Below are 20664 nucleotides of genomic sequence, written 5' to 3' on the forward strand. Positions count from 1 at the left end.
AGCACACCAAAAGTCGAATGTTCATATGAAACAAAGGGAGAGGATGGTGGCGTTACCTGGATTTGAACCAGGGACCTAACGATTATGAGTCGTTCGCTCTAACCAACTGAGCTATAACGCCGTGGCGCGTCGGATAAGACAGCTTCGCATTGGGGTCAAGGGCGAAAACCGGATCATCGTGATTTTGCCTTATAAAAATGCCGCAACACCGCGTGCCGCTTAAGAAGGCTCCCCTCAGTGCGCGGGCGCCGAGACCACATCTAACAGCGTACGCCCGCCGTCGATGGTCATAATCTCGCCCGTCATAAAGCCCGAGCTTTCGGCGGCGAGGAACTGCACCGCCTCACAAAGCTCATTCGGCCCCGCAATGCGGCCCAGTGGCGTATGTGCGCGTATGTCCTCGCGCCAATCGCGGTTGTCGGCCACGGCTGCGCGCAGCGACGCGCTCATCACCGATCCGAAGGAAATCGCGTTCACCCGTATCCGATGCTGCGCCAGTACCAGCGCCAAGGAGCGGGTCATCTGCTGCACACCCGCCGAGGCGATGGCATAGCCCATCATATCCGGCTGGTGCCGCTGTGCCGCGATAGAGCTGAGGTTGATGATCGACCCCACCTGCCCCTCGGTCTGGCCTTCGGCCTGTTTCATCATGCGCCGCGCGACTTGCTGCGACAGTTGCAGCGCCGTCATCAGGTTCTGCTGCAACAGCGTCTCGACTGAGGTGTCGTCAACATCCAATGGATCAGTCGGCATCACCTGCCGCGAGGCGTTCACGAGGATGTCGACCTGATCGTATGCGTCGATGGTGGCTGAAACGAGATTGGCAATGGTCAGCCGCTGGCGCAGGTCGCCAGCGAAAACGCGGATGTTGCCCTCGTCCGGGGTGTCGCCCAACTCCTCCATCAGCTTTTTCTCATTGGAGTCGGCGCACATCACATTGGCGCCCCGGTCGGCCAGATGCCGGGCAATGGCAAGGCCGATGCCGTCCGCCGCGCCTGTGATGATGGCTGTTTTGCCGGAAATCGAGAAAGACATCGGGATACCCCCTAAAGGCTTAGCGGCGACGGGTCAGCGGGCGCGTGGCGTGGAACAGTTTGAACCGCGCGTCCCCCCCCAGTTCCGCCACCTGCGCAAAGCGTTTTTTCAGTTCCGCCTCATAGGGCAGATGCCGATTGGCAACCATCCACAGATCACCCTGTCCCGACAGCATACGAGCGGCAGCCGCGACAAAGGCCTGACCGATCTGCGGCTCGGCGGCGCGACCGGTGTGGAAAGGCGGGTTCATCACGACGGTGTCCATCCGGTGCGGCGGCTGCCATTCGGTGGCGTCCTCCCAATGAAACACGGCGCGGTCGTCGGTCACATTATGGCGTGCGCATTCCAGCGCCAGATGCCCCGCCTCGACCAGATGCACCGTCTTCACCTTGGGCCGCGTCAAGATATGCGCCGACAGAAAGCCCCAGCCCGCGCCCAAGTCAGCCACTTCGGCCCCAAGGTTATCGGGCAGAACATCCACCAAGAGCGCCGAGGCCAGATCAACCCCATCCGCCGAAAAGACTCCCGGCGCGGTCCAAAAGCCTGCTTCGGTCTGGGCCGGGCCCGCTTCCCAATCGGTGAAAAAATCGCTGCCGCTGGCGTCGATCCAGTACAGCTTGCCATGCGCTTTTGAGATCGGCCCCTGAACCGTCACCCGCGCGCGCATCTCACGCAGGATCGAATCCGCGCCATCGGTCTTTTGCCCATCAACCACCACCGGCCCGTCGCTCACCGCGCAGGCTTGGGCGATCAGCGCGCGGGCCTCGTGTTTGGCGCGCGGCAGGCAGACAATCGCGGCGGCATAGCGCCCCTCGACCGAATGCGCGGCGTCGTAACCGCGGGAGGTCCAAGCGTCATAGGCAGGCTTGAAATCGTGGATAATCTTGCAGCGGTCCACTGGCAAATCGGCCAAGTCAGCATCAACGGGGGGCTGAAATACGGCAATCGTGCCTGTTTCGGGCAGTTCCAGCCCACCGCCGTTCAGGGCCAGTTCCAGTCGCGGATCAATCACGTGTTATTCTTCTTTTTCCATAGTGCATTGCAGCGGATGCTGGTGACGCCGGGCGAAATCCATCACCTGCGCCACTTTCGTCTCCGCGATCTCGTGACTGAAGACGCCAACCACGGCCAGCCCTTTTTTATGCACGGTCAGCATGATCTCAAACGCCTGCGCGTGGTTCAGGCCAAAGAACCGCTCCAGCACCAGAACAACAAATTCCATCGGGGTGAAATCATCATTCAGCAGCATCACCTTATAGAGAGGTGGGCGTTTGGTCTTGGGACGCGTCTTGGTCAACAGCTCGGTGTCGTCGCTGTCTTTCGGGCCGTTGGCCATCATTAACCAGCCCGGCGCGGGCCGGTCTGCTACCTGGATCGTCCAATCTGCTTTCACGTCGTCACGGTGCATTGCTGCTCCTGCGGCTGGGGGTAAAGCTTGTTCGTCGTGCAGCCGTCTATATAACCCCTGAACCAATTTAGGAAAGAGGCAGCACATATGAGCGGGGCACTCACCACCATCGGTTTCGATGCGGATGACACATTGTGGCATAATGAGCGCTACTTTGCACTCTCCCATGACCGTTTTGCAGCCCTTCTGGCAGAACATAGTGAACGCGACCACCTGATGGCCCGTCTGCTGGAGGCCGAGCGGCGCAATTTGCCGCATTACGGCTACGGCATCAAAGGCTTCACCCTGTCGATGATCGAAACCGCGATCGAGGTGACAGACGGCAAGGTTCCTGCTGAGGTGATCAACGATCTGCTCGCCGCCGGGCGCGAGATGCTGGCCCATCCGATCGAACTGCTGCCCCATGTAGAAGACGTGTTGGAAGCCCTGCAGGGCCAATATCGGCTGATCGTGGTGACAAAGGGCGACCTGCTGGATCAAGAGCGCAAACTGGCACAATCAGGCCTGCGAGAGATGTTCGACGCGGTCGAGATCGTCTCTCACAAGACTGAAGCCGCCTATCGCCGCATTTTTGAGCACCATGGCGAAGGGGCCGCGCAGGGGCTGATGGTCGGCAACTCTCTGGCCTCAGACGTGCGCCCGATGATCGAAGCAGGGGGCTGGGGCGTTTACGTACCGCATGATCTGACCTGGGCAATGGAACATGCCGAACCGCCAACCAATTCGCCCCGTTACGCTGAAATTAGCGATTTATCGGGGCTACCAGAGGCGTTGAAACAGATCACCTCGGGGTGAGTCGTCAGCGCTTGGGTGGCGATTACACGTCCACCCCGCATTCGCCCAGTTACCGCCCAAATCAGGCCTTATTCCCGCCTTATTCCCGCTTATAGTGGGTGATCGTGAACAATCCTCTACATATTGGAGGAGAGAACCGTCTTTTTTTCACCTGTCCTTAAGATTCGACGGCTTCCGCGACGCACCCTCCTGTGCTACCTTTAAACCAATCAAAAAATGGTCAGTCGAAAATCGGCGACTCGAGGCAGTAAAAAAGGCAGGCTAACATGAAGGCTCGGCGCATTCAGCCGGCCCGTTACGGGCTATTTCTATTCGCAGCGTTCTGGGTTTTGGTCATTTTACCGCTCAGCGCCATGGCTGCGCCTTACGCCGCATATGTTATCGATGCCCGCACCGGCAAAGAAATCCATGCAGAGAATGCCGACACCCGCCTGCACCCCGCCTCCCTGACCAAGATGATGACGCTTTACATCGCTTTTCAGGCGGTAGAGCGGGGGGAGCTTTCCCTCGACACTCAAGTCACCATCTCCCAGAACGCTGCATCTGAACCGCCCAGCAAACTGGGGATGCGCCCGGGCCAGAAAATCGCCCTGCGCTACCTGATCCGCGCCGCCGCCGTAAAATCCGCCAACGATGCCGCCACTGCAATTGGCGAAGCCATCGAAGGCTCTGAGGCCGCTTTTGCCCGCCGGATGAACCGCACCGCCAAACAGCTCGGCATGACGCGGACCACCTTCAAGAACATGCACGGGCTTACCGAGAACGGCCACCTTTCTACCGCGCGCGATATGACAGCCATGGGCCGTCATCTGCTTTATGATTACCCGCAGTACTACAACCTCTTCTCGCGCATCACCGCCGATGCGGGTGTGCGCAAAGTGTCCCACACAAACCGCCGGTTTCTGGGGTCGTACAAAGGGGCCGACGGGATCAAAACAGGCTACACCCGTGCTGCGGGCTTCAACCTGACCGCCTCGGCAGAGCGTGGCAATGAACGGATCATCGTCACCGTGTTTGGCGGTAATTCCACCGCATCGCGCAATGCCAAAGTGGCCGAGCTGATGGACCTAGGCTTCCGCCGCGCGCCCTCCTCTGCCCCGCTGAGCAAGCCCGTCCCGCCGGTCTATGCTGATGTTGAAGACGCACCCGCCGCCCCCGGTGCCGCGGGCAAGACGATCCGCCTTGTGGGGGCCGTCACGACCTCCAAACGCCCCCAGCTCCGCCCCCGCAGCGACGTCGTCGTCGTCGCAACCGCCACAGCGCCTGAAGCAACCAGCGTCGTTTCAAGCAGCGACATCACGGCGGCGCTGCGCGAAGCGGTCCAAACCGCCCCACCACCACCAGCCGCGCCTGCAGCTGCGCCGCAAAGCAAAGACGCGGAAATCGTTATTGCATCAGCCCAAGCGTCTGCCCGCCCCGAACCACGCCCCAAGGACGTGACATTGGCCGTGCAACAAGCAGTTGAACAGGAAATCGTGACCCGTGTCTCAACCTCTGGCAGCCGCCATTGGGGGGTGAACGTGGGCCGCTTCCCCAGCCGCTATGCAGCCGAGAAAGTGCTGCTGAAAACCGCCCTGGCCGAGATGTCTACGCTGGACGGCACCCTGCGCAAAGTGGTGCAGCGCCCACAGGGCTATGACGCAAACTTCCTTGGCATGTCGCGCGAAAGCGCTGATCTGGCATGCCGCCGACTGGCTGCACGCAATGTCAGCTGCTTCATGATCGGCCCAAGCGAAGGCTGAGGCCTACAAACCACACCGCCGACCCCAAGCGCCGCCCAACCCATCTTCATCCTTTAAAAATACCCGCGGGGGAATCGCGCCCCCGGCGCGATGGGGGCAGCGCCCCCGCCACCTCGCGACCATCAGCGACGCCTGTCTATCCTGCGGCTTGCAACAGGGTCCGCGTGTATTCGGTCTGCGGATTGTCATAAAGCGCATCGACATCGCCATATTCCACAACATCCCCGCGCTTCATCACCATCACTTTGTGCGACATGGCACGCACGACCTTGAGGTCGTGGCTGATGAACAAATATGCCAGCCCGTACTTCACCTGCAAACGCCGCAGCAGATCGACGATCTGCACCTGCACGGTCATATCAAGCGCTGAGGTCGGCTCGTCCAGTACCAGCAGTTTGGGCCGCAGCACCATGGCGCGGGCAATGGCGATGCGCTGGCGTTGGCCGCCCGAGAATTCATGCGGGTAACGGTCCATGGTGACGGGGTCTAGCCCGACCTCGGTCATCACTTCCGCCACCACCTCACGCCGATCGCGGCCCTTGTCGACCTTATGGATCGCGAGCCCTTCTGCGATGATCTGAAAGCAGGTCATACGCGGGCTGAGCGAGCCGAAGGGATCTTGAAACACGATCTGCATGTCCGCGCGCAGGCGGCGCAGCTGTCGAGTGGACCATTTGCGCACATCCTCACCGCGAAAGGTCACCTCCCCTTCCGAGCCGATGAGCCGCATGATCGCCAGCGCCAGCGTGGTCTTGCCAGACCCACTTTCGCCTACGATGCCCAAAGTCTCCCCGGCGCGAACCGACAGGCTGGTGTCATTGACCGCCTGCACATGGCCCACGGTGCGGCGCAACAGCCCCTTCTGGATTGGAAACCACATCTTGAGGTTCTCGGTGCGCAACACCTCGGGTGCATCATCGGCAACAGGCTCTGGCGAGCCGGTAGGTTCAGCGCTCAACAGCTTGCGGGTATAGGGGTGCTGGGGGTTGTCGAAAATTTCGGCCGTCGGCCCCTCTTCGACCACCACGCCCTTTTGCATCACAAATACCCGATCGGCGATGCGCCGCACGATGCCAAGGTCGTGTGTGATGAACAGCAGCCCCATCCCCATCTCGTCCTTGAGGTCTTTCAGCAAATCAAGAATTTGCGCCTGAATGGTGACGTCAAGCGCCGTCGTCGGCTCGTCCGCGATCAAGATGTCGGGCTTGTTGGCCAGCGCCATGGCGATCATGACACGCTGCCGCTGCCCACCGGACAACTGGTGCGGGTAGGCCCCCATACGGCTTTCCGCATCGTTGATGCCAACCTGCTCAAGCAGGCTCAACACCCGCGCACGGGCCTCTGCCCCTTGCAGACCTTGGTGCAGCGCCAGCGATTCCGCCAACTGCTTTTCGATCGTGTGTAGCGGGTTGAGCGATGTCATCGGCTCTTGGAAAATGAACGAGATGTCATTGCCGCGCACCTTATGCAGCAGCTTGGCATCCGCGCCGATCATCTCTTGCCCATCATAGGTGACCGACCCACTAACCTGTGCACTGTCGCCCAAGAGCGAGACCGTCGAGAGCGCTGAGACAGACTTGCCCGAGCCGCTTTCCCCCACCAGCGCCACTGTCTCCCCGCGGTTCACGGCAAAGCTGACACCGCGCACGGCGGGGATCAGTTGCCCGTCCTGCCGAAAGGAAACTTGCAGGTCTTTGACGTCCAAAAGCGCAGTCACGAAAAGGTCTTTCTGGGGTCGAATGCGTCACGGATGCCTTCAAAGATGAAGACCAGCAGCGACAGCATGATGGCAAAGGTAAAGAAGGCCGAGAAGGCCAGCCAAGGCGCTTGCAGGTTCTGTTTGGCTTGCAGCGTCAACTCGCCCAGCGAGGGGGCCGAGGATGGCAGGCCGAAGCCGAGGAAATCCAGCGTTGCCAGTGTGGAGATCGTGCCGGTGATGATAAACGGCAGCATGGTCAGCGTGGCCACCATTGCGTTGGGCAGCATGTGGCGCATCATGATCGTGCCGTTGCCCACCCCAAGTGCGCGCGCTGCGCGGACGTATTCAAGGTTACGCGCACGCAGGAACTCCGCGCGCACAACGCCCACCAGTGCGGTCCATGAGAACAGCACGAGAAGGATCACCAAGAGCCAGAAACTTCGGCCCAGAATGGCGAACATGATTATGATCACGTAGAGCGACGGGGTGGAGGACCATATCTCGATGATCCGCTGAAAGATCAGATCGAGCCAGCCGCCAAAGAACCCCTGCACCGCGCCTGCGAGGATGCCGATGATCGACGCCGCGCCGGTGACAATCAGCGTGAACAAGACCGACAGCCGGAAGCCATGGATGACCCGCGCCATCACGTCGCGTTTGGTGCCATCGGTGCCGAGCCAGTTCTGCCCATTGGGCGGCAGCGGCGCGGCCCCGGGGCGGTCCACGGCGGTGTTGAAAGAATAGGGGATGACCGGCCAGATCGCCCAGCCTTTGTCGATCGCTTCGCCCTCAACCTCACCATCTTCGGCGTCGAGGATGTAACCCTCAGGATCATCAAAACAGGCATCCAGCCCACCAGTGGCGATGAGGCAGCGCACCTCTGGATCGCGGTAGGCGGCCTCGGTCTGGAAGTCACCGCCAAAGGCCGTCTCAGGGTAGAAGTTGAAGATCGGCGTGTAGTATTCGCCGCGATAGCTGACCAAGATCGGCTTGTCGTTCGCCACGAACTCGGCGAACAGCGAAATGCCGAACAGAATGGCGAATATCCACAGCGACCAATAGGCGCGGCGGTTCGCGGTGAAATTGCGCCAGCGGCGCTGGTTCAGGGGGGACAGCGCCATCAGCCTTCCCTCTTTTCAAAGTCGATGCGCGGATCGACGAGCACATACATCATGTCCGACAGGATGCCGACGACAAGGCCGATGAGGCCAAAGATGAACAGCGTGCCGAAGACAATCGGATAATCCCGCGCCACCGCGGCCTCAAAGCCCAAGCGGCCCAGCCCATCAAGGCTGAAGATCGTTTCGATGATGATCGACCCGCCAAAGAAAACCGAGATGAACACCGCTGGAAAGCTGGCGATCACAATCAGCATCGCGTTGCGGAAGACATGGCCGTAAAGCACTTTGCTCTCCGACAGTCCCTTGGCGCGGGCCGTGATGACATACTGTTTCTTTATTTCATCGAGAAAGCTGTTTTTGGTAAGCAGCGTCAGCGTGGCAAAGGCCGAGATGGTCGAGGCCAGCACCGGCAGCGTGATGTGCCAGAAGTAATCGGCGACCTTACCCAAGGGGCTGAGGCTGTCGAAATTATCCGACGTGAGACCGCGTAGCGGGAAGACTTGCCAATAAGACCCACCAGCAAAAAGCACCAACAGCAGGATCGCGAACAGAAAACCCGGGATCGCATAGGCTGCGATGATCGCGCCCGATGTCCACGTGTCAAACCGGCTGCCGTCGCGCACCGCCTTGCGAATGCCAAGCGGGATCGAGATGAGGTGGGCGATGAGCGTGGACCACAGCCCCAGCGTAATCGACACAGGCAGTTTTTCTTTGATCAGATCAATGACGCCGATGGAGCGGAAGTAACTCTCTCCGAAATCCAGCCGCATATAGTTCCAGAGCATGTGAAAGAAGCGCTCGACTGGTGGTTTGTCGAAACCAAATTCCTTCTCCAACTCTTCGATCAATTCAGGCGGCAGTCCGCGCGCACCGACATAGGTGCTGTCAGACCCGCGCGCCATGGTATCGACGCCAGCGTCATTATTGCCCCCGGCAAAGCCGCCAAAAACATCCCCGCCGCCCTGAATACGGGCGATGGCCTGCTCTACCGGGCCACCGGGGACGAATTGCACCAAGGCAAAGTTAACCAACATGATCCCAAGCAACGTCGGAATCACCAGTAACAGCCGTCTGAGAATATAAGCACCCATGAGGTCGCTTTACCGCAAGGCGCCTGAGGCACGCAATTGCTCTGCGCCCTCTTTGTCGTACCACCAGAAATCAAGGTAGCCCAAAGCATAGGGCGGGATCGTTTCGGGGTGGTTGTATTGGTCGTAATAGGCGACCCAATAGCTGTCGTTATACCATGTTGGGATCATGAAGAACTCATGCCGCAGCGCCCGGTCGAGCGCCATGAGGGCCGCGTCTTCTTCCTCTGCCGTATCAGCATCGAGTGACGCGTCGATGATCGCATCCACCAGAGGGCTGGCCAGACCGGCTGGGTTGAAGAGCGAGAACTCAGCCGCCTCGGACCCATAGCGCTGCGCCAATCCGGTGCCGGTGCCGAGGAACGCCGCATAGGCATCATAGATCATGTCGTAATCGCGGTCGCGTTCACGGGCGGTGTATTGCGAACTGTCGACTTTCTCCAGCCGGGCGTCGATGCCGATGGACTGCAAGTTACCTACGAAATTCTCAATAACAGCAGAGATCGTCGGCGAGCCGGAGGAGTTCATCAAGAAGTTCAGCCGCAGCGGTTCGCCCGCATCATTGACCCGCATGCCGTTCTGCACGGTCCAGCCGGCCTCTTCGAGCAGCTTGGATGCCTGCCGCGCATTTCTACGATCAAGCAAGCGACTGGCGTCAGAGGTATGCGGCACCACAGCAGGCTCGCTCAGCATCCCTTCAGGGACCAGATCACCGAGACTTTTCAGCAGCGCCAGCTCCGCCCCTTCGGGTGCACCTTGCGCCATCAGCGGCGTGTCTTGGGTAAAGGAGGCGCGGTGATTGAACAGCCCATATTGCAGCGACTCGTTCGTCCACTCAAAGTTAAACATCAGCGCAACGGCCTCGCGCACGGCGCGATCTTGCAGCGCCTCGCGGCCAAGGTTGAAGATGATCCCCGAAGGCGTCGGGGGCGACCCGTCAGGCAATTCTGCCTTCACGATATCGCCGTCGGTCACTTTGGAGAAGTCATAGCCGGTGGCCCATTTCTTGGAATCGCCCTCAGCACGGAACGTGTATTCACCCGCTTTGAATGCCTCGAAAGCGGAGGTGTCATCGCTAATAATCTCAAGCCGGATGCGGTCAAAATTCATCCGGCCCCGGTTGATCGGCAGATCTTTCCCCCAATAGTCAGGATTACGCTTCAGCACGATGCGTTTGGTCAGATCGACGCTTTCCACCATATAGGCGCCCGATCCGGGGGGCGGGTCCATCCAGCTGTCTTTGAGGCCATTGCCGGTCTCTTCGAACCATTTTTTCGGCCAAGCGGGCACCCCGCCAACGGTCTCAATCAGGCTGCGGCGCGATATATCGTCGGCGAAGGTGAATTTTACCCTGTGGTCGTCCAGCGCCTCAACCTTTGGGATGCGCTTGCGCACGGCGTCGGCGTAGGATTTCAACCCTTCGTCCAGCAGCAGGTTGTGCGAAAATACGATGTCATGGGCGGTGACCGGTGTGCCATCAGAAAACTGCGCTTCGGGACGCATGTTAAAGATCACCCAGGATTTATCTTCAGGGTACTCAAGGCTTTCGCACAGCAAACAGTAGCTCTCGCCATAGACATCCGCAGGCAGTGGCTCACCGCTGGGCGCCTCACCTAACAGGCTTTCGAACCCAAAAATCGAAAACAGATGCGCCCTGCCCTTGCCGGAATAGGGATTCATCGAATCGAGTGTGCCGACGAAGGGCAGCGAAATCTCCCCGCCCTTGGGGGCGTCGGGGTTCACATAATCAAAATGCTCAAAATCCGCCGGATAGGTCAGGTCACCATAAAAGGAATACCCGTGGCTTTTGATGATCTTCTGCTCCTGTGCCGTCGCGGCACCGGCCAGCAGCACAAGCACCGAGAGCGTCATCGTCGTTAGCCATAGCGGGAGGGGGGCAAAGACCGATGGACGGGTCGCGGCGCGGGTCTGGGCACGGGGCATAGGGCACTCCTTGGCGTGGCATAGTCCGGATCGTAGCGTCATGTAGGCTAACGCTGTGACGCGCCAAGATACAAGTTGCGAATATGTTAGGTTGTCCTTGAACGGCAGCAAACCGCGCCATCGCCCGGAGAGGAAAATACCAGCAGCGCGATGGTCACGGCGCGGCTCCGCACCTCCAAAGCCCCCAAACGCAAAAGCCGCCCCGTAGGGCGGCCATCACACACGCAAAGCTGCGTCGTATCAGTTAGAAACGCTTTGCAAATAGGCGATCACGTCCGCCCGGTCTTCGACCTTACGCAAACCCGCGAAACCCATTGTTGTGCCGGGCGCGTAGCCTTTGGGGCTGGTGAGGAAAGCGCTCAGCTCTTCCGGGGTCCAGCTGCCGTCGACCGAAGACAGCGCACCGGAGTAGCCGAAATCACCGACCGCTGCGATGTCACGGCCAACAACGCCGTCCAGATGCGGGCCGACGGCGTTTGAGCCATCGACTTTGTGGCAAGCGGCGCATTTGCGGAACACTTTGGAGCCGCTGTCGGCATCTGCTTCGGCCATCACGGCGGCAAAGTCGATTTCTTCGCCCCCTTCGTCACCACCGGCATCGGCCACTTCGATGACATAGGACGCTTCCCCATGTGCATCGGCGTGGTAAATCTCTTCACCCGCCCATTTGCCCAGCAGAAGTACCAACCAGGCGCCGAATACGCCGGCTGCGATTTTGGTCAGGGTCATTGTATCGAACATGCGTCAGGGTCCATCACTTGGTATTGGCACCATGGCCGGGCCATGGTTTTTGGCGTCGTTGCAGGCGTATCTATTGCTTTCCCTTGGCGCAGGCAAGGTGTAGTTACCGCGACCAATTGCCCTTCCCCGCGCCTTTTGCAGCAGGATACGATCCATGACCGCCCAGACCACGCCGCGCATCGCCTTTCAGGGGGCCCTTGGCGCCTATAGCCACGAGGCCTGCATTCAGGCTTGCCCCGATATGGAACCGGTGCCCTGCCAGTCGTTTGAAGGAGTGATCCGCGCCGTAAACGAAGGCCGCGCCGAGCTGGCCATGTTGCCGGTTGAGAACACGACCTATGGCCGTGTCGCCGATATTCACCGCCTGCTGCCCGAAAGCGGGCTGCATATCATCGGCGAAGCGTTTGTACGGGTGCGCATCGCGCTGATGGCCCGCCCCGGTGTGACGATGGACGACATCAAACATGTCCGCGCGCATCTTGTGTTGCTGCCACAGGCCCGCAGCTTTCTGCAAAAGCACGGAATTACCTCTGAGCCTGCGGCTGATTCCGCCGGGGCCGCTGCCGAACTGGCGGCCACCGAGGGCAGCACCGATGGGGTGTTGGCAGGCGAGGTCGCGGCAGAGATCAACGGCTTGAACGTGCTGGCGCGCGATATTGAGGATATGGACCACAACACCACCCGCTTTTTACTCATGGCGCCCAAGATCGACCTGAGCCGCCGGGCAGAGCGGATGCTGACGACGTTTGTCTTTGAGGTGCGCAACATCCCCGCTGCCCTGTACAAAGCAATGGGCGGCTTCGCGACCAACGGGGTGAACATGACCAAGCTGGAAAGCTACATGGTTGGCGGGTCTTTCACCGCGACGCAGTTCTATGCAGATATTGAGGGGCATCCCGAAGACCCGGCCGTCAAACGCGCGCTGGAGGAATTGGGCTACTTCACCAATATGCTTGAGATTTTGGGGGCTTATCCTGCACATCCCGGACGGGGTGAACCGACCGGGATGTAAGCCGCAATCTAGCTGCGCCTAGACTTTAACGCAGCGGGCGTGACGCTCTTCCATGCTGCGGGCATACTCGGCCACACGCTCTTTGTACTTTTTGCTCAGGGTCGCCTTGGCCAGCTTGAGCGATTGCACCCAAAGACGGGCAGACAGGTTCAATGGTTTGATCTCAAGCGCGACCAGCACCCGCGTGGTGTTACGCGACAAGGGCATCAATTCAAAAGACATCTGCCCGGCCAGTCCCTGCGACATGCTGTCGATCACCATTTCATTGGGGCGGTCAAATGTGACCATTTCAATCGTCAACTCCCGCCGTTTGCCACGCAGGGGGAAAACCGCGTTCCATGTCATGCCCACGCCGGGCTTGGACATGGTATCAACGCGCTGCACCTCGGCCCCGCGCCGCATCGCGGACCGCTCAAAGCTCTCAAAATCGCATAACATGTCAAAGACCGCCTCAATCGGCGCTTCGACGTCTTCTTTGGTCGAGAATTTCATTCCGTCCGTTCCAATTCTTCTGCTCGTATTATTCACCATAGCCGCTGTTACGGCGGGGCCTGTCAGCGCAGTGTATCCGCAAGCCAGTTTTCCAGCAAGAAATGTGCGATGGCCCCGCGCCGGGCGGGCAGCAGGCGTGGATGGCTTCCGGCGAAAACATCCATCATCTCTTCGCGGGTCACCCACAGCGCATCTTCGATCTCAACCGGGTCGATGGTCAGTTCACGGCTCAGCGCTTCGCCCGCGCAGCCCAGCATCAGTGACGCCGGAAAGGGCCACGGCTGGCTAGAGAGGTAGCTTACCGCGCCAACCTGCACGCCCGCCTCCTCAAACACCTCACGGCGCACGGCGGCCTCGACCGTTTCGCCCGGCTCAACAAAGCCCGCGAGCAGCGAATACATCCCCTCCGGCCAGCCGGGAGAGCGGCCCATGAGCACGGAATTGCCATGGGTGATCAGCATGATAACAACCGGATCGGTACGCGGAAAATGCGCCCCACCGCAATCGGGGCAGACGCGCTGCCACCCGCCCTGCGCCAGGTCGGTGGCACTGCCGCAGCGGGCGCAATGGCGGTGCGTTTCATGCCAGCCAAGGATCGCCTTGCCGCTGGCGGCCAGTTCAGCATCGCGCGGATCAAGCCATGTCATAACCCGCCGCAATTCAGCAAATACCATGTCATCGCCCAACAGCGGATGACGTTGCTCACTGGGATCAAGGAACGCACCCAATTGCGACTGATCCAGATCAGCAGGCTGCCAGCTGGAGATATCAACCGCAAACCGCGCCGCACCGTCTTCGCGTCCCAGCAAAATCGCAGCACCCTCGGCATCTTTCAACGCCGGGTGATCCAGCGCCAGCCGCACCAAAGCGGCAGGGCGATCTGGTGCAATCAAGGGTTTCCCGCGCCAAAAAACGATAGCCCGCGCTTTGGGGTCGGCCCGAAGCTGCTCTAACGCAGCAGCGTTGCCGCGCAACTCCCCCGCACGATCAAGCGCCGAGCCCCCAAAAGTTACCGTTTCCGCATGACGCATGGCGCTCTCCTGACGCGGGTTTACCGCTTTGGGCCAAGCCATGCCATGGCGTACGCGATATTGGCAATCCCAAGCGCACTTGCCACATGGGTTGAAATCTGCCCATAGTAAAACATCTTTAAGTTGTAAATTATTGTGGGCACTTACCTTAGTGGCGAATGAACTCCGCACATATGTATCCGCCGATGCGCCTCCCGCTAAAGCGGCCGCCCCGGCCGAGGCACGTCTGCGCATTCTAGCCACCACCGATTTGCACATGCAGATCGTTGGACATGATTATGTCAGAGACCGTTCTGTCGGGCATCACGGACTGGCCGGGATCGCCACGCTGATCCGCACCGCCCGACAAGAGGCCACCGCCAAGAACGCGGCTTGTGTCCTGCTTGACAATGGCGACCTGTTGCAGGGCAGCGCGATGGGCAATCAATTGGCACAGATGCCGGTCACCCCCGCGCATCCCCTTGTCGCCTGTTTAAATTACTTGGGCTATGACGCCCTTGGATTGGGCAATCACGACCTTGATCATGGGCTGCCGTATCTGCGCGCCGTTGCAGGCGCGCTCGACATGCCGCTGATCTCAACCAACCTGCATCTGACCGAACCCGGCCCCTTGCGTCGATGGAGCATCGTCTCCTGCCCCTTACCTGCGGTGAACGGTCAACCAATGCCACCGCTCCAGATTGGCCTGCTTTCAGTGCTGCCCAGCAAGACGGCGATCTGGAACCGCGACGTGTTGGAAGATGGGGCCAGGGTCACCTGCCCGCTGGAAAGTCTCCGATCTGCTGCGCCACTGCTGCGCGCGGGGGGGGGGCTGATCTGGTTGTACTGCTGGCCCATATGGGCATTGCACATGAAGGTGAGACGCTAACCGAAGATGATGTCTGTGCCATGGCTGAAGTTGACGGAATCGACGCTGTCATCACAGGCCACACGCACCGTCGTTTCCCCGGACTGGATCACCCCGCGCGCAGTGGCGTGGACACACAAGCCGGAACGCTTTCCCAAAGGCCCGCCGCCATGCCGGGCTTTGGCGGCTCTGATCTGGCGGTTCTAGATCTCGCTCTTGAACGTGACCCGCGCGGGCACTGGACGGTAGCGCGTCACGAAAGCCGTCTGCGCCGCAACACTGCGCACACGCTGGCCGATCCCGTGGTGCTTAGTGCTGCGCGGGAAAGCCACATGAAAGTGCGCAGCCATCTGGAAGAGGTCGTCGGCCATACAAAAACGGCACTGCATAACTTCTTTTCGCTGGCCACCCCCACCGCCATCGACGCACTTAGCGCCCACGCGCAGGCCACAGTGATACGCGAGGGTGTGCGCGGAACGCCCGAAAGCAAACTCCCCATCCTGTCAGCAACAGCGGCTCATACGGCAGGCGGGCTCGGTGGTCCGGGACATTTTTTGCATATCCCGCCCGGCCCTGTGCAACGCCGCCATATTGCCGGGCTCATCCCCTATCGCAACGAGGTTTGGGCGTTGCGCGTCTCGGGCGCCGACCTTCGGCGTTGGTTAGAGACAGCGGCAGAGGTTTTTGCGCCACTTGGAGCCGCTATCGGACCGCTTGTTGATCCGTCCCGCCCGCCGTTTCACTTTGATACGATTCACGGCGTGACCTACAATATCGACCCGCGCCGCCCAAGGGGAAACCGCATCACCGCCCTGACGTGGCAAGAGGCGCCAGTGCAACCTAAGCAGGTCTTTTTATTAGCAACAAATCAGTTTCGTGCCGCTGGTGGCGGAGGATTTGATTGCGCCCCCAAGACTGCCGTCGCGCTGCGTAGCCCCCTACCCCTTGCAGAAGCGTTAATCGCGGCCATCACTGACCCGTGCGAGCACCTTTGGTCAGACGCCCTGCCATGGCGCTTTAACGCCTCGGGTGCATCGGCGATCCTTCAAACCACTCCCGACGCACTTCCCTATCTTGAGGACATCGCGCATCTGTCACCTGCGCCCTGCGGAATGACTGCGTCAGGCTTTGCCAAGATTCGGCTTCACCTGTGAGGCTTGCACTTCGATCCGCTCCCCCCTATATGGGCATTGAGAGGTTGGTGCGGGCAGGCGCCTCGCCAACCCGGTCAGATCCGGAAGGAAGCAGCCGTAACGAGCCCCGCTTGGGTCGTTATCAGCCTCTCACCAACGTCCTAACGCGCAGCGAAAGGACGACCCCGGCAGTCGTTTCGCAGAAACGATGAGAGGGGTAAGCTCCCTTCCCTTCGATGAACGCGCTTAAGGGATAACACCCTGTTGAACGCTCTTCTCGTGGGCGCCAGGGGCACTAGCCATCCTGCCAGCCGAGAAGTTTGCAACGCTTCGAAAGATTGCCTCGTCAGCTCTCGATGTGCCTACCTAGCACCCGGGAAACTGCTATATTCGCCCCTTGCGGCGCTGCCCCTGCCTCACAACTGATCCGCCTCAAACGTATCACACTGCGCCACCTGACCGCTTTCATACCCACGCTCAAACCAACGCGCGCGCTGCTCTGACGTGCCATGGGTGAAGGTATGCGGCTGCGGCACTTGACCAGCCTGACGCTGCAAATGGTCATCCCCGATCATCCGCGCGGCGTTCAGCGCCTCTTCAAGGTCGCCCTTCTCCATCAGCCCTTGAACATTCGACGCCCAAATCCCCGAGAAGCAGTCGGCCATCAACTCCAACCGCACGGTCAGCGCATTTGCCTCCACCTCAGAGGATTGCTGACGCATCCGCGCCACCTGTGGCAAAACACCGATCTCATTTTGAATGTGGTGGGCAACTTCGTGGGCGATCACATATGCGGCAGCAAAATCCCCGTCGGCGCCAAGTCTTTGATCTAATGTGCGGAAAAACGCGGTGTCGAGATAGGCCATATTGTCCGCAGGGCAGTAGAACGGCCCCGTCGCGCCCGAGGCACCGCCACACGCGCTTTGGGTGACATTCTCAAAAACCACGAGTTGAGGCGGCGTATAGGTTTCGCCCAATTGCTCTTGGAAAACGCGGCTCCATACCTGCTCGGTCGTGGTCAAGACGCGGGCCGCGAAGTCGACTTGCGGGTCTTCGCTGTCGGTCAGCGGCCGGGACTGTTGCACCTGACCGCCCCCTTGACCTGTCAATAGCGGGGTCACGTCGATCCCAGTGAAATAGCCGATGGCCATGACCGCCAATACGCCGACCAAACCAAGACCGCCCGCTTTGCCGGCACCGCCGCTGCGGCGAATGACATTCTTGCTCCGCCCAATTCCCCGCAAACGCATTTACCGTCCCCCGCTATGTCAAAGATTATTGCCACATGAACGCGCAAGGAGCAGATTAGTTCAATGAGTGATAAAAACGAACTTGCCGAGAACCGGACCGACTGGGCCGAAGACCGCACGATTCTCGCGAATGAACGCACCTTCGCGGGCTGGATGCGGACCGGCATGGCCTGTGTTGCTGTGGCGATTGGTCTGCGTGCTGTTTTCGGAGAGTTTCAGCCGACTTGGGTCGCCAAGGCGGTCGCTTCGGTTTTCATCCTTGCCGCGCTTTATGTCTATTGGGCGGCGCAGGCATCGGCCGCTAAAACCCAAAAACGCCTCAGCGACCATCACGCGAATGCACAGCCCAACAGTCGCATGAAAATATTGGCCGCGATCCTTGCGCTTGCCTCAGCGGGCGTCGGGGCGATCCTTTGGATGCTCTGAGCAACCCGCAAGCACGGTAGACGCCACGGCGCGGAGCGCCTAGTTTACGGCCTTGACCGAATCCGATCTGGGGCACCATGACAGATACATCCGCCTACCGCGTTCTGGCCCGCAAATACCGGCCCGAAACCTTTGCCGATCTTGTTGGCCAAGACGCCATGGTGCGCACGCTTAAGAACGCGTTTGCTGCCGACCGGATCGCGCAGGCCTTTGTAATGACTGGCATCCGCGGCACCGGCAAGACGACCACGGCGCGGATTATCGCCAAGGGGATGAACTGCATCGGTCCGGACGGCAACGGCGGGCCGACAACCGATCCCTGCGGCGTGTGCGAACACTGCACGGCGATCATGGAAGGCCGCCACGTCGACGTGATGGAGATGGACGCGGCCTCGAACACCGGCGTCGCTAACATCCGTGAGATCATCGATTCGGTACACTACCGCGCGGCCTCGGCCCGCTACAAAGTCTACATCATCGACGAAGTGCACATGCTCTCGACTGGCGCGTTTAACGCGCTGCTGAAGACGTTGGAAGAGCCACCCGAACACGTCAAATTCATCTTTGCCACCACCGAGATCCGCAAGGTTCCGGTGACGGTTCTGTCGCGCTGCCAGCGATTTGACCTGCGCCGCATTGAACCCGAAGTAATGATCGCCCTGCTGCGCAAGATCGCAACGGCGGAAACAGCCGAGATCACCGATGACGCGCTGGCGCTGATTACCCGCGCCGCCGAAGGGTCCGCCCGTGACGCGACCTCGCTGCTGGATCAGGCGATCAGCCACGGCGCGGGCGAGACGGGGGCCGAACAGGTGCGCGCGATGCTGGGTCTGGCGGACCGTGGCCGGGTGCTCGATCTTTTCGATATGGTGTTGCGCGGCGATGCGGCAGCGGCGCTGACGGAACTCAGCGGCCAATATGCCGATGGGGCAGACCCAATGGCAGTGCTGCGCGATCTAGCCGAGATCACCCATTGGGTGTCGGTCGTCAAAATCACGCCCGACGCTGCCGAAGACCCCACAATCGCTCCCGAAGAACGCACCCGTGGCCAGCAAATGGCCGAGACCCTGCCGATGCGCGTGCTCACGCGGCTGTGGCAGATGTTGCTCAAGGCGCTGGACGAGGTGGCCGCTGCCCCCAATGCGATGATGGCCGCCGAAATGGCCGTGATCCGCCTGACCCATGTGGCCGATCTGCCCTCGCCCGAGGAACTGGTCCGCAAGCTGCAAAACAGCAACCCGCCCCCTGCGCCAATCGGTGGCGGTGGCGGCGGGGGTGCGGCCCAAGGCAGCACTGGCGCGCAGGCTGTGCAGCACGCACAACAGCGCATGGCATCCAATCCCGGCCCGCAGGGGCAGACCACGGCGCTGGCACAGGATCTTGATGCCGCCCTCGCCCGCTTCCCGACATTCGAACATGTGATCGAACTGATCCGCGTGAACCGCGATGTGAAATTGCTGGTTGAGGTCGAAACCTGCGTGCAGCTTGCGGCCTACCAACCTGGCCGGATCGAATTCGTCCCCACCGACGACGCGCCCCGCGATCTTGCGCAGCGGCTGGGACAAAAACTGCAACTTTGGACCGGCAATCGCTGGGCGGTGTCGCTGGTCAATGAAGGCGGCGCCGAAACCATTGCGCAGATTCGCGATGCATGGGAACTGGCGCTGAAGAAGCAAGCCCAAGAGCACCCGATGATGCAGGCGGTGCTGGCACAGTTCCCCAAGGCACGGATCACCGCGATCCGCACCCCCGAAGACATCGCCGCCGCCGCCACGGCAGAAGCGCTGCCAGAGGTCGAAGACGAATGGGATCCGTTCGAGGACGGTTGATACAGCCCACCTGACGCCACATATAAACGACAACGCAACAAGGAGACCCAGATGCTCAAGGGATTAGGCGGCCTCGGCGATATGGCCGGGATGATGAAAAAAGCTCAGGAAATGCAGGGCAAAATGGCCGAACTGCAAGAGGAGATGCACAATATCACCGTTGAAGGTGAATCCGGTGCGGGCCTCGTCAAAGCGACCTGTTCTGCCAAAGGTGAGTTGAAGGGCCTCGATATCGACCCGTCGATCTTTAACAAAGACGAGAAAGAGGTCGTCGAAGATCTGATTCTCGCCGCCATCAAAGACGCCCAAAGCAAAGCTTCCGAGCGTGCGCAGGCTGAGATGAGCAAGCTGACCGAAGGCATGGGCCTTCCTGCGGGCATGAAACTGCCCTTCTAATCTGACGGGGCGGAGTTGTTTCCGCCCCTCACCCCTTAAGTTTTCACAGGTGCCATCCTTGAGCTCTACCCGCGACATTGACGCCCTGATTGAGCTGATGGCGAAACTGCCCGGCCTTGGCCCCCGCTCGGCCCGGCGCGCGGTGCTGCACCTGATCCGCAAACGCGCGCTACTGCTGACCCCGCTTTCAGACCTGATGCAGACCGTCGCCGTCACGGCACGGGAATGCCTGAACTGCGGTAATGTGGGCACGACCGATGTCTGTGATATTTGCACGTCCGAGAAACGCGCAAACGGGGAGCTTTGCGTGGTCGAAGACGTGGCCGACCTTTGGGCGATGGAGCGCTCTGGCGTGTTCAAAGGGCGCTATCATGTGCTGGGCGGCACGCTTTCGGCGCTGGACGCTATCGGCCCCCAAGAATTGCGCATCCCGCGGCTGGTGGACCGGATTGATACCGAAGAGGTGACGGAAGTGATCCTCGCGCTCAACGCCACGATCGACGGCCAAACCACCGCGCATTACATCGCCGATCAACTAGAGGGCCGTGTGCGGCTCACCTCCCTCGCCCAAGGTGTGCCGATTGGCGGGGAGCTTGATTACCTCGACGATGGAACGATCACCGCCGCGATGCAGGCGCGTAAGTCGCTTTAAGTGCACTCCCGGAATTAAAGCCC

At 60.3% G+C, this 20664-nt stretch carries 20 protein-coding genes, 1 tRNA gene and 1 other RNA gene; 10 read left to right on the top strand and 12 right to left on the bottom strand.

Annotation, left to right across the window (positions count from 1 at the left end; genetic code table 11):
- Positions 1 to 44 precede the first annotated feature (44 nt).
- From DSM14862_RS14780 to clpS, 4 genes are all read right to left on the bottom strand, one after another.
- Positions 45 to 121 (bottom strand) — tRNA-Met (locus DSM14862_RS14780).
- Between the two features lie 113 nt (positions 122 to 234).
- Positions 235 to 1035, bottom strand: coding sequence for an SDR family NAD(P)-dependent oxidoreductase (locus tag DSM14862_RS14785; RefSeq protein ID WP_007118080.1), 801 nt, complete (start codon positions 1033 to 1035; stop codon positions 235 to 237).
- A gap of 19 nt (positions 1036 to 1054) precedes the next feature.
- Positions 1055 to 2047, bottom strand: a complete 993-nt coding sequence (locus tag DSM14862_RS14790; protein WP_007118081.1) for a class I SAM-dependent methyltransferase — start codon at positions 2045 to 2047, stop codon at positions 1055 to 1057.
- 3 nt (positions 2048 to 2050) lie between these two features.
- Positions 2051 to 2374, bottom strand: a complete 324-nt coding sequence (gene clpS / locus DSM14862_RS14795) for an ATP-dependent Clp protease adapter ClpS (protein ID WP_040700685.1) — start codon at positions 2372 to 2374, stop codon at positions 2051 to 2053.
- A 156-nt stretch (positions 2375 to 2530) separates the two neighbouring features.
- Here clpS and DSM14862_RS14800 point away from each other — a divergent pair, with 156 nt between their 5' ends.
- Together DSM14862_RS14800 and DSM14862_RS14805 are read left to right on the top strand one after the other, a co-directional pair.
- Positions 2531 to 3238 carry an HAD family hydrolase gene (locus DSM14862_RS14800; RefSeq protein WP_007118083.1) on the top strand — a complete coding sequence of 236 codons (708 nt, stop codon included), beginning with the start codon at positions 2531 to 2533 and terminating at the stop codon, positions 3236 to 3238.
- 266 nt (positions 3239 to 3504) lie between these two features.
- Positions 3505 to 4980: a D-alanyl-D-alanine carboxypeptidase family protein gene (locus DSM14862_RS14805; RefSeq protein WP_007118084.1), complete on the top strand. Its 1476-nt coding sequence runs from the start codon at positions 3505 to 3507 to the stop codon at positions 4978 to 4980.
- A 136-nt stretch (positions 4981 to 5116) separates the two neighbouring features.
- On the opposite strand, the gene DSM14862_RS14810 is transcribed toward DSM14862_RS14805, so the two are convergent.
- The 5 genes from DSM14862_RS14810 to DSM14862_RS14830 all read right to left on the bottom strand — a co-directional run bounded on the left by DSM14862_RS14810 (position 5117) and on the right by DSM14862_RS14830 (position 11573).
- A complete protein-coding gene (locus DSM14862_RS14810; protein WP_007118085.1) occupies positions 5117 to 6697 on the bottom strand; it encodes an ABC transporter ATP-binding protein in 1581 nt (526 codons plus the stop codon).
- Entirely contained in the window at positions 6694 to 7800 is a 1107-nt protein-coding gene (locus DSM14862_RS14815; RefSeq protein WP_007118086.1) for an ABC transporter permease, read from the bottom strand. The genes DSM14862_RS14810 and DSM14862_RS14815 overlap by 4 nt, the downstream gene beginning before the upstream one ends.
- On the bottom strand, positions 7800 to 8891 hold the full coding sequence (locus DSM14862_RS14820) for a microcin C ABC transporter permease YejB (protein ID WP_007118087.1): 1092 nt from the start codon (positions 8889 to 8891) through the stop codon (positions 7800 to 7802). The genes DSM14862_RS14815 and DSM14862_RS14820 overlap by 1 nt, the downstream gene beginning before the upstream one ends.
- 9 nt (positions 8892 to 8900) lie before the next feature.
- Positions 8901 to 10832: an extracellular solute-binding protein gene (locus DSM14862_RS14825; protein WP_007118088.1), complete on the bottom strand. Its 1932-nt coding sequence runs from the start codon at positions 10830 to 10832 to the stop codon at positions 8901 to 8903.
- A gap of 240 nt (positions 10833 to 11072) precedes the next feature.
- Positions 11073 to 11573 carry a c-type cytochrome gene (locus DSM14862_RS14830; RefSeq protein ID WP_007118089.1) on the bottom strand — a complete coding sequence of 167 codons (501 nt, stop codon included), beginning with the start codon at positions 11571 to 11573 and terminating at the stop codon, positions 11073 to 11075.
- Positions 11574 to 11727: 154 nt separating this feature from the next.
- On the opposite strand from DSM14862_RS14830, the gene DSM14862_RS14835 reads away from it, so the two are divergent.
- The gene (locus DSM14862_RS14835; protein ID WP_007118090.1) at positions 11728 to 12585 is read left to right on the top strand and encodes a prephenate dehydratase; all 858 of its coding nucleotides are present in this window, start codon (positions 11728 to 11730) and stop codon (positions 12583 to 12585) included.
- Positions 12586 to 12603: 18 nt separating this feature from the next.
- Here DSM14862_RS14835 and DSM14862_RS14840 read toward each other — a convergent pair whose 3' ends face one another.
- Positions 12604 to 13077: an SRPBCC family protein gene (locus tag DSM14862_RS14840; RefSeq protein WP_007118091.1), complete on the bottom strand. Its 474-nt coding sequence runs from the start codon at positions 13075 to 13077 to the stop codon at positions 12604 to 12606.
- 62 nt (positions 13078 to 13139) lie between these two features.
- The gene (nudC, locus tag DSM14862_RS14845; protein ID WP_040700282.1) at positions 13140 to 14108 is read right to left on the bottom strand and encodes an NAD(+) diphosphatase; all 969 of its coding nucleotides are present in this window, start codon (positions 14106 to 14108) and stop codon (positions 13140 to 13142) included.
- A gap of 151 nt (positions 14109 to 14259) precedes the next feature.
- Between nudC and DSM14862_RS14850 the strand changes: the two genes are divergently transcribed.
- The 3 genes from DSM14862_RS14850 to ffs all read left to right on the top strand — a co-directional run bounded on the left by DSM14862_RS14850 (position 14260) and on the right by ffs (position 16244).
- On the top strand, positions 14260 to 14976 hold the full coding sequence (locus DSM14862_RS14850) for a metallophosphoesterase family protein (protein ID WP_007118093.1): 717 nt from the start codon (positions 14260 to 14262) through the stop codon (positions 14974 to 14976).
- Complete coding sequence (locus DSM14862_RS14855; protein WP_165481267.1) at positions 14946 to 16109, top strand: 5'-nucleotidase C-terminal domain-containing protein; 1164 nt, start codon at positions 14946 to 14948, stop codon at positions 16107 to 16109. Before DSM14862_RS14850 ends, DSM14862_RS14855 begins: the two co-directional genes overlap by 31 nt.
- A 37-nt stretch (positions 16110 to 16146) precedes the next feature.
- Positions 16147 to 16244, top strand: an RNA gene (gene ffs / locus DSM14862_RS14860) — signal recognition particle sRNA small type.
- Between the two features lie 260 nt (positions 16245 to 16504).
- Here the strand turns inward: ffs and ypfJ are convergent.
- The gene (gene ypfJ / locus DSM14862_RS14865) at positions 16505 to 17338 is read right to left on the bottom strand and encodes a KPN_02809 family neutral zinc metallopeptidase (RefSeq protein WP_007118096.1); all 834 of its coding nucleotides are present in this window, start codon (positions 17336 to 17338) and stop codon (positions 16505 to 16507) included.
- A 63-nt stretch (positions 17339 to 17401) separates the two neighbouring features.
- Between ypfJ and DSM14862_RS14870 the strand changes: the two genes are divergently transcribed.
- The 4 genes from DSM14862_RS14870 to recR all read left to right on the top strand — a co-directional run bounded on the left by DSM14862_RS14870 (position 17402) and on the right by recR (position 20641).
- Positions 17402 to 17764, top strand: coding sequence for a DUF202 domain-containing protein (locus DSM14862_RS14870; RefSeq protein WP_007118097.1), 363 nt, complete (start codon positions 17402 to 17404; stop codon positions 17762 to 17764).
- Between the two features lie 77 nt (positions 17765 to 17841).
- Entirely contained in the window at positions 17842 to 19593 is a 1752-nt protein-coding gene (locus DSM14862_RS14875) for a DNA polymerase III subunit gamma/tau (protein ID WP_007118098.1), read from the top strand.
- A 51-nt stretch (positions 19594 to 19644) separates the two neighbouring features.
- On the top strand, positions 19645 to 19989 hold the full coding sequence (locus DSM14862_RS14880) for a YbaB/EbfC family nucleoid-associated protein (RefSeq protein ID WP_007118099.1): 345 nt from the start codon (positions 19645 to 19647) through the stop codon (positions 19987 to 19989).
- A gap of 58 nt (positions 19990 to 20047) precedes the next feature.
- Positions 20048 to 20641 carry a recombination mediator RecR gene (gene recR / locus DSM14862_RS14885; protein ID WP_007118100.1) on the top strand — a complete coding sequence of 198 codons (594 nt, stop codon included), beginning with the start codon at positions 20048 to 20050 and terminating at the stop codon, positions 20639 to 20641.
- Positions 20642 to 20664: the final 23 nt, after the last annotated feature.

The sequence above is a fragment of the Sulfitobacter indolifex genome, assembly GCF_022788655.1.
Taxonomy (GTDB): Bacteria; Pseudomonadota; Alphaproteobacteria; order Rhodobacterales; family Rhodobacteraceae; genus Sulfitobacter; species Sulfitobacter indolifex.

Excerpts from the sequence above, each read along its gene's own strand:
- DSM14862_RS14785 (WP_007118080.1), bottom strand. The coding sequence starts at position 1,035 with ATGTCTTTCTCGATTTCCGGCAAAACAGCCATCATCACAGGCGCGGCG.
- clpS (WP_040700685.1), bottom strand. The coding sequence starts at position 2,374 with ATGATGGCCAACGGCCCGAAAGACAGCGACGACACCGAGCTGTTGACC.
- DSM14862_RS14800 (WP_007118083.1), top strand. The coding sequence starts at position 2,531 with ATGAGCGGGGCACTCACCACCATCGGTTTCGATGCGGATGACACATTG.
- DSM14862_RS14805 (WP_007118084.1), top strand. The coding sequence starts at position 3,505 with ATGAAGGCTCGGCGCATTCAGCCGGCCCGTTACGGGCTATTTCTATTC.
- DSM14862_RS14815 (WP_007118086.1), bottom strand. The coding sequence starts at position 7,800 with ATGGCGCTGTCCCCCCTGAACCAGCGCCGCTGGCGCAATTTCACCGCG.
- DSM14862_RS14820 (WP_007118087.1), bottom strand. The coding sequence starts at position 8,891 with ATGGGTGCTTATATTCTCAGACGGCTGTTACTGGTGATTCCGACGTTG.
- DSM14862_RS14825 (WP_007118088.1), bottom strand. The coding sequence starts at position 10,832 with ATGCCCCGTGCCCAGACCCGCGCCGCGACCCGTCCATCGGTCTTTGCC.
- DSM14862_RS14830 (WP_007118089.1), bottom strand. The coding sequence starts at position 11,573 with ATGTTCGATACAATGACCCTGACCAAAATCGCAGCCGGCGTATTCGGC.
- DSM14862_RS14835 (WP_007118090.1), top strand. The coding sequence starts at position 11,728 with ATGACCGCCCAGACCACGCCGCGCATCGCCTTTCAGGGGGCCCTTGGC.
- DSM14862_RS14840 (WP_007118091.1), bottom strand. The coding sequence starts at position 13,077 with ATGAAATTCTCGACCAAAGAAGACGTCGAAGCGCCGATTGAGGCGGTC.
- nudC (WP_040700282.1), bottom strand. The coding sequence starts at position 14,108 with ATGCGTCATGCGGAAACGGTAACTTTTGGGGGCTCGGCGCTTGATCGT.
- DSM14862_RS14855 (WP_165481267.1), top strand. The coding sequence starts at position 14,946 with ATGGGCATTGCACATGAAGGTGAGACGCTAACCGAAGATGATGTCTGT.
- ypfJ (WP_007118096.1), bottom strand. The coding sequence starts at position 17,338 with ATGCGTTTGCGGGGAATTGGGCGGAGCAAGAATGTCATTCGCCGCAGC.
- DSM14862_RS14870 (WP_007118097.1), top strand. The coding sequence starts at position 17,402 with ATGAGTGATAAAAACGAACTTGCCGAGAACCGGACCGACTGGGCCGAA.
- DSM14862_RS14875 (WP_007118098.1), top strand. The coding sequence starts at position 17,842 with ATGACAGATACATCCGCCTACCGCGTTCTGGCCCGCAAATACCGGCCC.
- DSM14862_RS14880 (WP_007118099.1), top strand. The coding sequence starts at position 19,645 with ATGCTCAAGGGATTAGGCGGCCTCGGCGATATGGCCGGGATGATGAAA.